The sequence below is a fragment of the Pseudomonas sp. NFACC04-2 genome (assembly GCF_900119265.1).
In the GTDB taxonomy this organism is placed as follows: Bacteria; Pseudomonadota; Gammaproteobacteria; order Pseudomonadales; family Pseudomonadaceae; genus Aquipseudomonas; species Aquipseudomonas fluorescens_AA.
The window spans coordinates 59,580-74,885 of the sequence record NZ_FPJC01000002.1; the positions used below are offsets into that span (position 1 = coordinate 59,580).

Here is a 15,306-nt window from a genome sequence, read left to right on the forward strand (position 1 = left end):
ACGTAATGACGGCCGGCGGTTGGAAACCTCCTTTCCCTGGGTCGGGTCAAGGTCTGTTGGATCGTGGGTCGGCGCTCAGAACCGCAGCGGCCAGACCCTGATGCGTTCGCGCAAGTCGCCAAGCAGGCGGGCCAGCCCTTCCGGTTCCTTGATCAGGAACCAGATGATCAGGCCGCCGAAGAGCACCTTCTGCAGGTTCTGCAACTGCCCGGCGTCGACGTTGCCGTTGAACAGCCATAGCCCGGCATGGCTGAGCAGGATCGGCACAAGGCTGATGAAGGCCGCGCCGATGAAGCTACCGGCAACGCTGCCCATGCCGCCGATAATGATGATGAACAGAATCTGGAACGAGCGGTTGATGTCGAAGCTGCCGGCACTGGCCGTGCCCAGGTAGGCGAACGCCCAGAGCGCCCCGGCGATGCCCAGGTAGAACGAACTGACCGCGAAGGCCAGGCGCTTGTAGCGTTCCACAGGAATGCCAATCACGGCGGCAGCGGTGTCCATGTCACGGATCGCCATCCAGTTGCGGCCGACCTGGCTGCGCACCAGGTTGGCCGCTATCCAGGTCAGCAGCACCACGCAACTGAGGGTCAACAGGTAGCGACCAACTGGGGTGCTCAGGTTATGGCCCAACAGCTCCAGACGTGGCGCGCTGATGGTGCCGGACGAGGCGTAGTTGTAGAACCAGGGGAACTTGGCGAACACCCACTCCAGGAAGAACTGCGCGGCCAGCGTCGTGACCATCAGGTAGAAGCCCTTGATCCGCGAGCTGGGGATACCGAACAGCAACCCCACCAGCCCGGCGATCAAACCACCGCCGATCAGCGCCAGTGGCAACGGCAATCCGGGTACGCGCAGCAGCAGGCCGTAGGTGGCGAACGCGCCCACGGCCATGAAGCCGGCGGCGCCGACCGACGTCTGGCCGGTGTAGCCGGTCAGCAGGTTCAACCCCAGGCCGGCCAGCGACAGCACCAGGAACGGAATCAGGATCGCGTTGAGCCAATAGTCGTTGCCCAGCCACGGCAGGCCGACAAAAGCCACCAGCAACAACAGCAGCAGGCCCGGCCGCCAGCGCCGGCGCACCAGGGTCAGGGGCGCCTCGTCGAAGCTGGCAGTCAGGCGCGGAACAGTAGCGGTCATGGCGTCATACCCGTTCAATGATCCGGTCGCCGAACAGGCCGGCCGGTCGGATGTAGAGGAAGATCAAGGCGAGGAAGTAGGCGAACCAAGGCGTGATGCCTCCGCCGATCAGCGGGCCGATATAGGCCTCGGCGAGGTTCTCGGCGGCACCGACGATCAGCCCGCCGACGATGGCCCCGCCAATCGAGGTGAAGCCCCCGATGATCAGTACCGGCAGCGCCTTGAGCACCACCAGCGAAAGCGAGAACTGCACGCCCTGGCGCGCGCCCCAGAGCAGCCCGGCGACCAGCCCGACCACCCCGGCCACGGCCCAGACGATCTGCCAGATGCGATTGAGATTGATGCCCAGCGACAGCGCTGCACGGGTGTCGTCGGCCACGGCGCGCAGGGCAACACCGATGCGGGTCTTGTTGAACAGCAGGGCCAGCACCGCCACGGTCAGCGCGGACACCCCGGCGGCGATCAGGTCGAACTGGCTGATCATGATCTCGCCGACGAACAGCGGGACGTCCTCGATGCCCAGGTCCAGCGCGCGCACCTGGGCGCCCATCAACCCTTGGGCCAGGCCTTCGATAATGAACGACAGGCCGAGGGTCGCCATGAACAGGGTAATCTGCGAACGGTTGACCAACGGCCGCAATACCAGGCGTTCGATCAGCAGCGCGCCGACGACCATCACCAACACCGTCAGGAGCAACGCCAGGGCAAAGGACAGGCCCTGTTCGCGCAAGCTGACGAAGGTCAGCGCGGCGAACAACAGCATGGCGCCCTGGGCGAAATTGAACACGCCACTGGCCTTGTAGATCAGCACAAAACCGATGGCTACCAGCGAATACAAGGTGCCGGCCAGCAGCCCGCCGATCAGGGTTTCCAGAAAGAAATTCATGGGCGAGGCGTCCCCAGGTAGGCAGCGATCACATCGGGATTGGCCTGGACTTCGGCCGGCGAGCCGTCGCCGACCTTGCGTCCGTAGTCCAGCACCACCACATGGCTGGACAAGCCCATGACCACCTGGATGTCGTGCTCGATGAGAATCACCGTGGTGCCAAGATCACGATTGATATCGGCGATGAAGCGGCTCATGTCCTGTTTTTCCTCGGCGTTCATGCCGGCCATCGGCTCGTCGAGCAGCAGCAGCGTCGGCTGCGCGATCAATGCCCGGCCCAGCTCCACGCGTTTCTGCAGACCATAGGCCAGGCTGCCCACGGCGACGTCGCGCCAAGCCTGCAACTCGAGAAACTCCAGCACCCGCTCGGCACGCTCGGCGAACGCCCGCGCCTCGCGCCGGGCACGCGGCAAACCCAAGGCCTGTTCGAGAAAAAACGTCCGCTGGAAGCGCGACAGGCCGGTGAGCAGGTTGTCCACCACGCTCATTTTCTTGAACAGCGCATTGTTCTGGAACGTCCGACCGATACCGAGTCGCGCCGCCTTCAGTGGATGCGGGCGGCGCAACGGTTCGGCGGCGAAGAACAACTGGCCGGCGTCGGCTCGGTAGACGCCGTTGAGGATGTTCAGCAGCGAACTCTTGCCCGCGCCGTTCGGCCCGATCAGCGCGCAGATCTCGCCAAGCTTGACGCTGAACGAAAGGTCGGAAATCGCTTTCACGCCCTGGAACGACAGCGACACGTTGCGCACCTCCAGCAGCGCACTCATGCCGCTCGCTCCAGGTACTCCTGCAACCACGATTGGCGTGCAGGACTTTGCAGCACGGCGTCTGCGGGCGCGCTCGGCACCTCGATCCGGCGCAGCCGCTGGAAGCCGAGCAGGTGCCGTACCCGCGCCTTGAGCCAGCGTCGCAGGCCACGCCGCGGATCATCCAGGGTCCATTCGCACAGACGTCGTCGCCAACTGCCCGGAAGTGGCAGGCGAGCTTCGATTTCCGCCGCCAGCGATTCGACTCGCACGGCGGACAGCAGCAAGGCTGTGGGGGCGATCTCGCGACGATCGCGACTGGCTGACTCGCGAGTTTCCGGAAACGCCAAGCCTTCGCCGCCCTCCAGCCAGCGACTGAACAAATGAACCAGGCCATCGCGCCACTCGGTGCCTTCATCGACCCACACCACCGCGTCCTCGGCAACCTGGGCCCAGCCCTGGCGTTGAGCGGCCGGCGCCTCGGTGACGAACAGCACCGACAGCGACTGCACCTGCCACAGACCACGATTCGCTACGTTGACCTGGGCCGAATACAGCCGCAGCGGCCACTCCTCATCCAGGCCGCACTGCAGCCAGTGCGACACGCTTTCCCGGCGCTGGACAAAGGCGAACGCCGGACGGGCCAGGCGCAACTGACGTTGTAGATCCTCACCCCGGCTGTCGCGGTCGATCACCACGCTGTACCCACCCAGTTGGCGCGCGGCCAGTGCCAGGATCAGCAGGCTCGGCTCAAAGGCACCACTGAGGGCCAGGCGCGAGCCTGGGGCAAAACCCTGCTGGCGCAAGCCATCGCACACACGCTGGACCTCGCGCTGCACATCGATCCAACGCCAGGCCTTCCAGAGACCGAGGCGCCGATGGCGCAGGGCGATCTGCGTCGGTCGTTCCCTGGCCCAGCGTTGCAAGGCCGCCAGGGCGCTGTCCGTCACTCCGTCGGGCAGTGGCGTATTGAGTTCGTAGACACTCATGCGCTTACTCCTCACCGGCCAAGGCCGGCTCAGCGATGCGAGTACGCGGGGCGAGGCGCTTCAAGTCCCGATAGCCGGCGCCAGGGTGGTTAGCGGGCAAACGCGGACCGTCGCCGAACAGCTTGTCGCGCAAGGTGCCGGGGCGGTATTCGGTCTTGTACGCACCGCGCTGTTGCAATTCGGGCACCAGCAGTTCAACCACATCGCGGAAGGTTTCATGGGCCAAGGCATAGGCCAGGTTGAAACCGTCCACATCGGTGTCCTCGACCCAAGCCTGCAGCTCGTCGGCCACGGTTTGCGCACTTCCGACAATCAACGGGCCGAAGCCGCCAATACCGACCCAGTCGGCCAGTTCCTCGACGGTCCACTGTTTGTCCGGGTCAGCGGTAGAGAAGGTTTCCACGGCCGACTGGATGGCATTGGTATGGATGTGCTTGAGCACCTGGTCGGGCCGGTATTGACCGAAATCGATACCAGTCCAACCGGAGATCAGCGCCAGCGCGCCCTCGTAGCTGCTATAGGATTTCAGTTCCCGCCACTTGGCCTGCGCCTTGGCGTCGGTCTCGTCGACGATCACCGTCTGCAGGTTGAAGATCAGCACCTTGCGCGGATCGCGTCCGGCTTCGGCAGCACGCCGGCGTATATCGGCCACGGTCTTCTTCAGGATCACCTTGGACGGCGCGGCAACGAACACGCATTCCGCGTGGCCGGCGGCGAAGTCCTTGCCACGACTCGACGCTCCCGCTTGATAGAGCACCGGCGTACGCTGCGGCGACGGCTCGCAGAGGTGGATGCCCGGCACCTGGAAGTGCTTGCCCTGGTGACGGATCTCGTGGACCTTGCTCGGGTCGCTGAAGATGCCGCGCTCACGGTCGCGCACCACCGCGCCCTCCTCCCAACTGCCTTCGAACAACTTGTAGAGCACCTCCAGGTATTCGTCGGCGTAGTCGTAGCGCGCATCGTGATCGCTCAGGGCTTTCTGCCCGAGGTTGCGCGCCCCGCTGTCGAGGTAAGAGGTAACGATGTTCCAACCGATGCGTCCCTTGGTCAGGTGGTCCAGTGTGGACAGGCGACGGGCGAAGGGATAAGGGTGTTCGAAGGTCAGCGAGGCGGTGAGGCCAAAGCCCAGGTGTTCGGTCACCAGGGCCATCGGCGTGATCAACGCCAAGGGATCGTTGACCGGCACCTGCGTCGCCTGGCGGATGGCCGCATCGCCATTGCCACCGAGCACATCGTAGATACCAATCACGTCGGCGATGAAGAGGCCGTCGAACTTGCCGCGCTCCAACAGCTTGGCCAGGTCGGTCCAGTAGTCCAGGTCCTTGTACTGCCAGGCGCGATCCTTGGGATGCCTCCAGAGACCGGGCGACTGGTGACCCACACAGTTCATCTCAAAGGCATTCAATCGAATTTCACGTGGCATGGGAACTCCTGCTCGATAGATTCAGCACCCCTTCCGAGTGCTTCTTATTGCTCTATCAACACGATTCGTGCCAAGTAATAAGTCTTTTATTTACAGCAAGTTAGACATGCATTCGTTCACGGGAAATGCCTGCATGGTGACAACCTTGTTGATCAACTGTCCGGTGGCAGACAGTGCGCGGGTGATTCCTGTCACGAAACTCGAACCACCAATATTTAGCTTGACGCCTGAGATGATGATCATCATATTTAGTCGAAATATTATGACCATCATGTGAACCGCCAAGGGCCGCAGACTCAGGTTGAGGCACGCCCTCCACCCGCGCAGGAGATGACGTATGGAAGCCAGAACTTCATTGGCGATCACCGGTAGGCAACCGCACGCCTCCACACAACCACTGACCGGCAAAGTCGTGGCGCTGCTCGCCGGCCTGGCGGCGATCAGCATGCTCTCCACCAATATCATCCTCCCGGCGTTTGCGGCGATCGGTGAAGACCTGGGTGTGACCGCTCGCGAACTCGGCCTGACGCTGTCCAGCTTCTTCATCACATTCGCCTTGGGCCAACTGGTGGTCGGGCCACTGGCCGACCGCTACGGGCGCCAGAAACTGGTGCTGGGCGGCTTGTCGGTGTTCGTGGTCGGCACCGTCATCGCCGGCCTGGCCAGCACCCTCGATGTGCTGATCGCCGGACGCGTCGTCCAGGCGCTGGGCGTGTGCGCGGCCTCGGTGCTGTCGCGCGCCATCGCACGGGATCTGTTCGAAGGCGAGACGCTCGCCCGCGCCCTGTCGCTGACGATGATCGCCACCGCCGCGGCACCGGGATTTTCGCCGTTGGCCGGCAGCGTATTGGCCGTCACGCTCGGCTGGCGTGCCATCTTCATCCTGGTGGGACTGGCCGCCGTGGTACTGGCGTTTTTCTACGTGCGCGACCTCGGAGAAACCCATCCCGCCGATCGCCGGGCGCCACACTCGGCCAGGAGCGTGGTGCTCGCCTATCGCCGATTGGTACTGGATAAGCGCTTCATCCTCCCAGCCCTCTCAATGAGCTTGCTAATGAGCGGCCTGTTCGCCTCGTTCGCGGCGGCGCCCGCCATCCTGATGCAAGGCATCGGCTTGACGTCGGTGCAGACCGGCCTGTATTTCGCCTCGACGGTATTCGTCGTGTTCGCAGCCGGCATGGCGGCCCCGCGCCTGGCCCATCGTCATGGCGCTCGAGTCATCACACTCCTGGGCATCGCCTGCGCCATGATCGGCGGGGGCCTGCTTCTGGTAGGTCCGGCCGTGCCTGGCCTGGGGTGGTACGCCCTGTCGATGGTCACCTTCCTTTGGGGCATGGGCCTGGCCAATCCGCTGGGCACGGCAATCACCATGGGCCCTTTCGGCAAAGAAGCCGGAATGGCCTCCGCATTGCTGGGTTTTCTCTCCATGGGCGCGGCTGCGCTGACCACCTGGCTGGCCTCGGTCTTGAGCTTCGCACCGGTCACGACACTGGGTGGGATCCAGGCGACAGCCTGCTTGGTGGCGCTGGTGCTGTTCCTGTTGCGGGGCAGGCTTTGAGCAATCGCTTTGCCGGCCAAGCACGATGGAGGGTTGCGCCGGTGAAACGCCCATCAATACACCGGCCAGGTTTCGACAATCTTCCCCCCGCGCACGGCCAGCAAATCGCCAAACTGCAACAGTACAGACTCAGTCTGGGTCGGCCGTAAAAACACCTGGTCTTCCACGTTCAGCCCCACGGCCGGTGAGCCGTTGACCATTTCCTGGTTGGAACTGCGGCCATAGAGTTCGTTACTTTGCAGCCCCAAGGGGGACTCGAACTCAGCCATCCAGTTGCCGCCATAGATGAAGAATGTTCCGCGCTGATTCGGGTCCCACCAAGAGAACAAACGGGACTTGTCATCCAAAGCGGGAAAATTGACCGCCCCGGTGCTCTTCAACACCGGCGTTGCTATAAAGGCCGCCGGCACATGCTCGGCCAGCGATGGCAAGTCGTAATGCGTCGGCTTGAGAAACGCCGTCCCCACCGAGACCTCGCTGCTCAAGCGCTCCTGTTCGTGTATGCGGTAGCTGGGGCTGCCGGCGGTATTGAGCGTGAGCCCGTGGTGCCAAAGCGCCGGAAAATGCTCACGTACGTAGTTCACATGGCCGTTGTAAATGACCATCACCTGGTCGAACAACGCCTGGGACGAACCGAGGATCCGGGGCACGCCCATGCCGACAAACGGGTCATAGCCCATGAAGCCTGAAAATTCGAGATGCTGCGGATGGGCACTGATCAGCCTCAGCATCTCGCCGAGCACCGCGTGGTCAGCGACTCCGCCGCGATGCAAGCCGACATCCAGCTCGATATTGATCCGCATCCGGATGCCCAGGCCCTGGGCCAACATCAGGTAATCCATCAGCCGCTGCGGGGTGTCGAGCAGCCACTGCAATTGCCTGGAAGGGTCAAAGGTCCCCTTGTGGGTTTGGTAGAACAACTCGGCCGAGCGCACCGGCAAAGGCTTGCCGAGCAAGAGGTCGGCCTCGGGAAAGGTCACCGCATCCTGATTGAGGAACGGCTGGTGAAATGACATCAGCCGCTGGCTATCGGTCCGTTTGGCGATGTACGCCAACAACCCCGGTGACGGCAGCGACTTCTCCACCAGGCGCAAGTGTTTGCCGGCACGCTTGACCGATTGCATGACCACATCGATGTTGTGATCGAGCCCATCGAGGTCGATCAGCATCACCGGCCGCATCGGCCCATGGACCTTCAACTCCTGGTTCAGCGCGTGGAAGTACTCGCTGTAGGGACTGCCCCGGTCGCTCGGACGCAACAACGCCCCCGCCCCTGCCATCAACGCACCCACTCCCGCGGTGCCGAGCATAAAGGTTCTACGGTTCATCAGGACGCTCCTTCGCGCGCAGTCAGGTGCACGTTACGGCAGCGTTACTCCAGCGTTGAGGTTATGGGAGGCCAGAAAGGGGGCTTTAGCGGCCATGCTTTGCCGATGTCCAGAAGACCTGCCCTCCTGGGTGAGTGGCTGCAACTGGCTCGATCTGTTCATGCCTCCTCTTGGCGCCAGTTTTTCCAAAATATCCTGATGACATATTCGCGTCCGCGATGGCAAGCTTCCGACCGCAGCCCAGCTTCGTATGCAGCCGGGCAAGTCGTCCCTATCCGATGCCCGTCGCCATTCACCTCGGGCCCATCACCTGTTATCCAACAAGGATGTCCTCATGAAAATCTCTCTTGGTGTCGTCGCCCTGGCTGGCTGCCTGTCCACCGCCTCTGTCTTGGCTGCCGGCCCGAACCACAGCGATCTGTTCAAGGCCCTGGTGCAGTGCCAGGCCAGTGCGCAACAGGTGAGCGAGTTCAACGGCCTGGTTGACGCGGAGCAAGTGTCGCTAACCAAGGATGAAGCGCACACTCCGTGGGGCGGTGGCGCCTGGCAAGCTTCCCCGGCGCTGACGGTGCACGGCGTGTCGTCGACCACCCTGGTGATGACCGACCGCTTCAGTTTCTTTCTCCAAGCCAAAAGCAGCAACCCGAAGGCCGACGCAGAAAAACTCGCCAGCGCCCTGAAACTGGAAAAGACGCTGGATACCGACGGCTACGTGGATTACCAGCGCAACCTCGACAACGGCGCGACCCTGCGCGTGGTCTCCACCGAAAACAAGGACAGCGATCTCTACGTGGGTTGCACCTATCAGCAAGACGCATCCTGAGACCAGGTGGTCTCGACAAAGCCTTCACCCGGTCGCAAGGTTGGGTCACATCCCCAGACCCAATGTGGGAGCGAGCTTGCTCGCGATGAGGCTCGATCCCACAGGGTGTACTCAGTCATCATTGAATGGCGCTATTGCATCCCTTTCACCCGGCGGACCGGGCCGCTGCAAAGCGGAGCAATTCGAGCCTGGGCCCGGTCCATCGAGCTGGGCCGCGACGAAGGCAAATGCATCATCCAGTGAACCCAGCAGCACCCCGTCATGCCCCAGGCCTTCATACGTTCGCCAGGTGACTTGATTGCCAGCGGCACACAACGCCACCGCGACGGCATACTGGCGCACGGGCGTGATCGTTTGATCAGCCAGGCCGGTGGCAATCAATAATGGGAACGCAATCGATGCCTGCGGCATGTCGGTCGTTGGGATGCGAGCAGCATCCAATTCCTCGGGAGTAATGCTCATAAGCTCGGCAAACGAACCGACCTGTAACGCTTTGGATTTGCGAGCAATGTCACGGGTACAGCCCTCCCGGGCGACACGCAGCAGCTCAAGACCTTTGGCCGTCAGGATGTCCTCTACCCGGGGCTGGCCCTCACGCAAGCCACCGGAGGCCAATGCCAGGAACACCGTGTTGGACTGGCGCGGCGGCAACGCAATGGGACCATGGGGAAATGTGCTGTTCGGAGCCGTGAGTACCGCGCCCCGGATAGGAAGCTCCGGTGCGTAGCGGCCGGCAAGAATCGCCGCACCCAACGCCGCCCCTCCCCCTTGGGATTGCCCGGCCAGGATCGTGTAATTGGCGATCAGGCCAGGCCTGATCGAGCGGGCAGCGCGAATCGAGTCCAGGACAGAGCGTCCCTCAGCCTGCCAGAACGTATAGGGATGCGGTCCTGGCCCTCCCAAGCCTTGATAATCGGTGGCGACTACCGCGAAGCCGCGCATCAGCCAGCGATTGATGTAAGCCGCATCACGTTCGCGCCAGCCGGTCCAGGACGGTGCGCAGGCATCGGCAATCCCCAGTGTACCGTGGGCCCAGGCCAACAGCGGCCAGCCTTGCGCCGGCGGACCTCCAGCCGGCAGGTACAACGTCCCGCTGACCGGAACGAGTCCGGATTGCCAGCGCTCGTCGGTGGAGCTGTAGAGCAGGCGCAAAGCCTGTGCGGCGGCGGGCATCTGCGGCTGCGCCGGCAACGTCTCGCTTCGCAGCAGCGCACCGGGCAAAGGGGGCATTGCTTCAGACCAGCGGTAAAACGCCGACGGCGCCCTGTCTCCCGCGTCAGGCCCAACGGGAAGCGTGCCAGCCGCCAGGACGTTGGCCGCCATGAGGATGAACGGGGCGACACAGATTCGCGCAAAACCCGTGATACGGAACAGGCTCATGGGCGGTTCGCCTGAGCGCAAAGTGCCTTGCGCAAAGCAGCGCCCTGCGCAGCAATGACATTGCGCACGACGGGGGCGACCTCATTGAATCGGACAAATCCGTGGGGCATGTTCGCGAGCACTTGCAGGTGTGTTGCCACGCCCGCGCTTTCCAACCGGTCCGCCAGCTCTCGGTTCTCGTCCAGCAACGGATCCAGTTCGCCCACCACCAATCGCACCGGTGGCAGGCCGGTCAAGTCAGCATGAATTGGCTGCACCCGCCAGTCATCCTCGTCATTGACCAGATAGCTCGCCCAGTAGGTACTCATGGTCTCGACTGACAGATTCTGCCCCCCGTACCCACCCAGCCTTTGCCACGAATCGGAGCTCATGTCGCGCGAATAACTGCCGTAGAACAGCAGCAACTGCCGCAGCACATCAAACCCCGCATCGCGTAGCGCAATCGCAGCCCCCAAGGCCAGGTTGGCGCCTGCCGAATCTCCACCTAAGGCATAACCGCGCACCGGGCAATCGGTGATTGTCCCGAGCTTGATGACCCGGTTGACGATCGACACCACTTCGTTGAACGCCGCCGGAAAGCGATATTCCGGCGACAACGCATAGTCGATGGACAGCACCGCCAGGCCACTGTCACGCACCAGCTGGCGCAGCGGCGCATCCCAGCCGGCAAGCGAACCGTGGCGAAACCCACCACCATGGCAGTAGAACATCAAACAAGGCGTCTCATCGCCCTCCGGCCAATAGAGCTTGCAGGGCACTGTTCGCCCATCGACGACGAAGCCCAAGGTGCGCTCATAGGACAGCGGCACACTGCGGTGTGCCGCCCAGGCATTGATCCGCTCCAGTTGCACCCGGACATGTTGCACGTCCCCCTGCACAACCGGCAGCAGTCCTTGTCCGCGCAGCGTCGTGGCCACGGCCACCAGATCAGGATGAACCGGCGGAGGTGAATCCGCCGACGAGCTTTCAAGGCAACTCATGGCCAGTCCTCCTCAACGGCTCCAAGCGCGTCCAGCAGAATGAATGTCCATTGGGCCCCGTGCCTGTCCCGGTCCTGCAAGGTGCCCTGGACGACAGGACGCGTCAGGACTTTGATCGGGGTATTCATGGATTCTCCTTCAAGCCTGTAGAGCGACGTCCGTCAGCGATGACGCAATGGGCAGGCGGGCTACGCCCCTCCAGAACGGCCACCGCACATTGAGCGGCAATCAGATTGGTACGATTAAGCCCTTCGACCGTGGAGGCGCCGACATGGGGCGTCACGATCACGCTGGGGAGCTGGATGAGTTGTTCGGTCACGACCGAAAGCACTGGATCCGACTCGCTTTCGAATACGTCGAGCCCCGCCCCGGCCAATTGTTTTTCCCGCAGGGCCCACAGCAGATCCGCATCACGCACCAGCCCACCCCTCGCGGTATTGATCAGCACCGCGGAAGGTTTCATCCGCTTCAACGCACGGCTATCGATCAGCCCGTGAGTGTGGGTGTTGAGCGGTGCATGAAGGGTGATGAAATCGCTTTCCTCAAGCAGCGTTTCCAGGTCGACAAAGCAACTTCTTGGAATGCCGTCGACGTGGGCGCTGCCCGGGTCAGGGGTGTAGATCAGCGGCTTGATTTCGAACCCGGACAAGCGCTGCAGCACGCCCCGACCAATCCGGCCCAAGCCGATGACGCCAACGGTCTTGCGGTAGAGGTCGCCTCCCAGGGGGATCGTCCAGTCATTGGCGGACAAACCCAACTGGCAACGTTTGAGCTGGCGACACACAGCGAGCATCAACGCAACGGCGTGGTCAGCGACGCTGGCGTCGTTGCCACCGATAGCGATGGTCGCCACCTTCCCCGTCGCCTCCACCGCTGCCGTATCGACCCGCTCGTAGCCCACGCCACGACGGGCGATGACTTGCAGGCGGGGGAGCGCACTCAACAGGCTCGACGTCACGTGCGCGTGTCCGACGATCCAACCGTCGGCATCGTCCAGGAGCTCGATCAACTGGCGTTCGCTCAAGTCACCATCCGCTTGCCCCTGAGCCAATGGCGCGACGACAACTTCACAGCCCTGGCTCTGCAGGAAATGCACGCTTTCTGAATCGAAGAATCGCTGTGTAACCACTATTGTGTGGCGAGGTTTAAACATCACGGGCCTCTCGATAGATATGTCCGACAATCAAAATGCGTAATCCAGGTACACCCGAGCCTCTGAGCCGGTCACCACGTTGTCGGGTTGAGCGGACACAAGCGCGACAAAATCCTGGTCGATTCGGTAATCGATATAAATCAAACCCACTGAAAGCCCGGCGTATTCCTTTTCATCGAAGCGATAATAGAGACGGTATTCGTTCTGCCGTTCGCGCACATCAGTGCGTCGGCCACTCAAAGGATCAGTAGCGTCAAACTCGCCTTGCTTGTAAATGATCATGGCCTTGAAACCGTCCAGCGAAGCGCCTAATAACGAATGCCCGCTCAAGTCGTACTCGGCACCTATTTGCCAGGTTCGCTCGCCATCGTTATTGAAGTCGTTGCCGGAACGTGTCCAGGCGTCCATCTTGCCATCCACGTTATCGGCGTGATCGAAATAGGCATATCCAAGTTGCCCATTGGTCAACTCGGCTTTTGTCTCGGAAAATGAAACGCCCAGGCGAAGTTTATCGAGCAATAAACCCAAGTTGATATTCAACCACGTCGCCTCATCATCATACGCGGCCTGACCAGCCTGCCAATCGCGTGCCCAGATCCGTCCAGCTTTTTGAAACTCGTAATATTGGGTGTCCAATACAATGCCGGCTTTTTCACCGAGGGGTGCTTTAAGCGTCAATCCGTAACGGGTGTTTTCATTGAAGTCCCGCGACACGCCATGGTCGTAACCCAGTTCGATGGCCTTCAAATCGTATTTGATGCCGTAGGTGTACAGATCTTTTATTTCCTCGCCCGACTGGCTCAGCAGATGTTCGAATTCTTCTCGGTCCCGAGGAGAAGTGCGATTAATGTAGGCGGTTTCAAATCCCAACGTACCGGGAAGCGGGCCGATGCCCATCTCGGTAAAATTCAGGTGTGCCCGGCCTCCTTGATAGGAACCCGGGACGATCCGAGTGTCGAGCGTGACCAACGTCCCCGCATCGAACCGGCCCCGGCCTATTTGGGAATCGGCGTTCCAGCCGTTCCCCTCATAACGCAACTTGAAGTAACTCTGCCCGACTTTGGCGAAGCCGCCGTTGGTGCCGTCGGTGTCGTCAAACAAATTCCGGCCATTGTCTTTGGAGTCGATCATGGCCACGCCATACAACGAGGCATCAAATCCTGCAACACCGGCCCAATAGCTAGAGTTATAGTCCAGGATCGCGCCAACCCCTGTCCCGCCCAGTTCGGCACCGTCCGGAAAACCACCAAAACGGTCTTCGATCAAATTGTTGGTTATCCGCGTATTGATATACATCGCCCGCAGATAAGCATTCAACTTGCCCTCATGCTGAAACCTGTCCGGATTACTGATGGTTGCGGAAAGACAAATATCAGCTACAAACAATGTCGACAGCAACGTCATAGCGACGGCGTTAATCGAGTTCATCGACCACCTCATCTATTATTTTTATTTTGACGTGAGCAGACGCGACCGAGCGTCCTTGAAACGTTGGTGCAACAAACTAGTTATTCAGATAATTGCACGTGTAATAACGGCCGTGACAATCAGGACAAGGCTGCTGCCGATGGCCCAAAGCAGGCAATAGCGTTGCATGTCCCCCATGTCGCGCTTGATGATCCCGCTGATGAGATAAACCGCGGCGACCAACGGGCTAAGTGCATGGACGGGTTGTCCCAGTACCGATGCGCGGGCGATATGCATCGGGTCGATGCCATACTCGGCACCCGCCGCGCCCAGCACCGGCAAGATACCGAAGAAAAACGCGTCGTTGGACAAAAGGAAATTAAGCGGCAAGGCGACCAGTGCGGTAATGATGCTGAAGTACTGCCCGCCACCGTCGGGAATCAGTTGGACGATTTTCTCCGACATGCCATCGATCATACCGGTGCCTGACAAAATCCCGGTGAACGCACCTGAAGCAAAGATCAGGGCGATGACCATCAGGACACTTTCAGAATGAGCTGCGACCCGAGCCTTCTGTTCCGACAAGCGCGGATAGTTGATCAGCAAGGCCACGGAAAAACCCACCATCATTAACATGGGCAAAGGTGCCAGCCCAGTCGCCATGGCGTACATGAGCCCCGCGGTGAGCGCCAGGTTCACCCAGAAAAGCTTCGGCCGTTGTGTGTCCGATTGCACGGTCGGCAAGGCGACCTCCTGGGGGGCAACGTCCTGGGTACCGGGTGTCCAACCCAAGCGACGTCGCTCCTTGTGGCCTATCCAGAACGCCACAACAAATGCATAGACAAGCCCTGCGCACAGGGCGGGCACCAATCCCAGGAACATCTGCGCCACATCAAGATGAAGGGCACTGGCGGCGCGGGCGACAGGCCCTCCCCAGGGAATCAGGTTCACCACCGTGTTGGTCTGCAAAAGCATCAACGCCAGAATGAGTGGGTTCATCCCCAGTCGCAGGTAGAGCGGCAGGAACGCTGTCGTAACGATCAAGACCGTTGTCGCACCGTCCCCATCGAACGAAATAACCGCAGCCAACAGCGCCGTGCCCAGCACGACCCTAAGCGGGTCATTGCCTACATACCGCAGAATTCGCCGTACGGCGGGCTCAAAGAGCCCAGCGTCAAACATGATCGCGAAATACAGGATGGCAAACATCAACATCAGTGCAGTGGGGGCTACTTGCTTGACGCCGTCCATCACCATTGCGCCCAGTTCCGGCCCTGCCCCACTGGCCAGCCCGAAAGCAACCGGAATGAGGATGAGCGCCGTCACTGCAGAAAGTCGTTTGCTTATGATCAATGCCATAAACGTGACGACCATTGCGAAACCTAACCAAGCCATGCGTTTCACCTTTTCGTTTTTATTTTTATCGATGCCATCGAAAATCAATGTGAACAACTTTTGCGCACTCGAAATCTACATAGGGGGTCAAAGGCTGT

Annotated in this window: 15 protein-coding genes; 2 read left to right on the forward strand and 13 right to left on the reverse strand. The window is 61.2% G+C overall.

Annotated features, from left to right (window positions below; translation table 11 throughout):
- Positions 1-75: 75 nt before the first annotated feature.
- The 6 genes from BT125_RS02580 to BT125_RS29390 all read right to left on the reverse strand — a co-directional run bounded on the left by BT125_RS02580 (position 76) and on the right by BT125_RS29390 (position 5,430).
- Entirely contained in the window at positions 76-1,140 is a 1,065-nt protein-coding gene (locus BT125_RS02580) for a branched-chain amino acid ABC transporter permease (protein ID WP_072405042.1), read from the reverse strand.
- Between the two features lie 4 nt (positions 1,141-1,144).
- Complete coding sequence (locus tag BT125_RS02585) at positions 1,145-2,026, reverse strand: branched-chain amino acid ABC transporter permease (RefSeq protein WP_060742781.1); 882 nt, start codon at positions 2,024-2,026, stop codon at positions 1,145-1,147.
- Positions 2,023-2,793: an ABC transporter ATP-binding protein gene (locus BT125_RS02590; protein ID WP_072405043.1), complete on the reverse strand. Its 771-nt coding sequence runs from the start codon at positions 2,791-2,793 to the stop codon at positions 2,023-2,025. The genes BT125_RS02585 and BT125_RS02590 overlap by 4 nt, the downstream gene beginning before the upstream one ends.
- A complete protein-coding gene (locus BT125_RS02595; protein ID WP_072405044.1) occupies positions 2,790-3,761 on the reverse strand; it encodes an AMP-binding protein in 972 nt (323 codons plus the stop codon). Before BT125_RS02595 ends, BT125_RS02590 begins: the two co-directional genes overlap by 4 nt.
- Positions 3,762-3,765: 4 nt before the next feature.
- Positions 3,766-5,184, reverse strand: coding sequence for an LLM class flavin-dependent oxidoreductase (locus BT125_RS02600; protein ID WP_072405045.1), 1,419 nt, complete (start codon positions 5,182-5,184; stop codon positions 3,766-3,768).
- A 90-nt stretch (positions 5,185-5,274) separates the two neighbouring features.
- Positions 5,275-5,430, reverse strand: a complete 156-nt coding sequence (locus BT125_RS29390; protein ID WP_158264750.1) for a hypothetical protein — start codon at positions 5,428-5,430, stop codon at positions 5,275-5,277.
- A gap of 91 nt (positions 5,431-5,521) precedes the next feature.
- Between BT125_RS29390 and BT125_RS02610 the strand changes: the two genes are divergently transcribed.
- Positions 5,522-6,742, forward strand: coding sequence for a multidrug effflux MFS transporter (locus tag BT125_RS02610; RefSeq protein WP_072405047.1), 1,221 nt, complete (start codon positions 5,522-5,524; stop codon positions 6,740-6,742).
- Positions 6,743-6,795: 53 nt separating this feature from the next.
- Here BT125_RS02610 and BT125_RS02615 read toward each other — a convergent pair whose 3' ends face one another.
- Positions 6,796-8,001, reverse strand: a complete 1,206-nt coding sequence (locus tag BT125_RS02615) for a DSD1 family PLP-dependent enzyme (protein WP_170866803.1) — start codon at positions 7,999-8,001, stop codon at positions 6,796-6,798.
- Between the two features lie 403 nt (positions 8,002-8,404).
- Between BT125_RS02615 and BT125_RS02620 the strand changes: the two genes are divergently transcribed.
- Positions 8,405-8,893 (forward strand): hypothetical protein, encoded by a 489-nt coding sequence (locus tag BT125_RS02620; RefSeq protein WP_072405049.1) that lies wholly within the window; start codon positions 8,405-8,407, stop codon positions 8,891-8,893.
- Between the two features lie 111 nt (positions 8,894-9,004).
- Here the strand turns inward: BT125_RS02620 and BT125_RS02625 are convergent, their stop codons facing one another.
- The 6 genes from BT125_RS02625 to BT125_RS02645 all read right to left on the reverse strand — a co-directional run bounded on the left by BT125_RS02625 (position 9,005) and on the right by BT125_RS02645 (position 15,208).
- Complete coding sequence (locus BT125_RS02625; RefSeq protein WP_072405050.1) at positions 9,005-10,273, reverse strand: lipase family protein; 1,269 nt, start codon at positions 10,271-10,273, stop codon at positions 9,005-9,007.
- Positions 10,270-11,253 carry an alpha/beta hydrolase fold domain-containing protein gene (locus tag BT125_RS02630; protein ID WP_072405051.1) on the reverse strand — a complete coding sequence of 328 codons (984 nt, stop codon included), beginning with the start codon at positions 11,251-11,253 and terminating at the stop codon, positions 10,270-10,272. Before BT125_RS02630 ends, BT125_RS02625 begins: the two co-directional genes overlap by 4 nt.
- A complete protein-coding gene (locus tag BT125_RS29605; RefSeq protein WP_139271665.1) occupies positions 11,250-11,381 on the reverse strand; it encodes a DUF4387 domain-containing protein in 132 nt (43 codons plus the stop codon). Before BT125_RS29605 ends, BT125_RS02630 begins: the two co-directional genes overlap by 4 nt.
- Positions 11,378-12,406, reverse strand: a complete 1,029-nt coding sequence (locus BT125_RS02635; RefSeq protein ID WP_072405052.1) for a phosphoglycerate dehydrogenase — start codon at positions 12,404-12,406, stop codon at positions 11,378-11,380. Before BT125_RS02635 ends, BT125_RS29605 begins: the two co-directional genes overlap by 4 nt.
- Positions 12,407-12,436: 30 nt before the next feature.
- Complete coding sequence (locus BT125_RS02640) at positions 12,437-13,834, reverse strand: OprD family outer membrane porin (RefSeq protein ID WP_072405053.1); 1,398 nt, start codon at positions 13,832-13,834, stop codon at positions 12,437-12,439.
- Positions 13,835-13,918: 84 nt separating this feature from the next.
- On the reverse strand, positions 13,919-15,208 hold the full coding sequence (locus tag BT125_RS02645; RefSeq protein ID WP_072405054.1) for a CitMHS family transporter: 1,290 nt from the start codon (positions 15,206-15,208) through the stop codon (positions 13,919-13,921).
- Positions 15,209-15,306 lie beyond the last annotated feature (98 nt).